Genomic DNA, 403 nt, shown 5'->3' with positions numbered 1-403 from the left:
GTCTGGGCCAGGTAGGTCTTGCCACAACCGGTGGGTCCGAGCATCAAGATGTTCGACTTGGTCAACTCAACGGGCTCACATCGGGAGTCACGGCCCTTCTCCCCGGCCTGGATCCGCTTGTAGTGGTTGTACACCGCCACGGCCAGCGTGCGTTTGGCGGTATCTTGCCCGATGACGTAGCCCTCGAGGAACTCCCGGATCTCGGCCGGCTTGGGCAGCTCGTCGAGTTTCACATCGTCGGCGTCGGCGAGTTCCTCTTCGATGATCTCGTTACACAGGTCGATGCACTCATCGCAGATGTACACGCCGGGGCCGGCAATGAGCTTCTTGACCTGTTTTTGGCTCTTCCCGCAGAACGAGCACTTCAGCAGGTCACCACCGTCTCCTATGCGCGCCATAATGC

General features: G+C 60.0%; 1 protein-coding gene. It reads right to left on the bottom strand.

Annotation, left to right across the window (positions count from 1 at the left end):
• Positions 1-398 (bottom strand): ClpX C4-type zinc finger protein (locus tag C9I57_RS32285; RefSeq protein WP_308836384.1); only part of this gene is annotated, 398 nt, incomplete at its 3' end.
• Positions 399-403 lie beyond the last annotated feature (5 nt).

Origin of the sequence: Trinickia symbiotica (assembly GCF_003028655.1) — a bacterium.
GTDB classification, from domain to species: Bacteria; Pseudomonadota; Gammaproteobacteria; order Burkholderiales; family Burkholderiaceae; genus Trinickia; species Trinickia symbiotica_A.
Note: the sequence above shows the minus strand (reverse complement) of the source record. Positions and strands in the feature narration are given on the sequence as shown.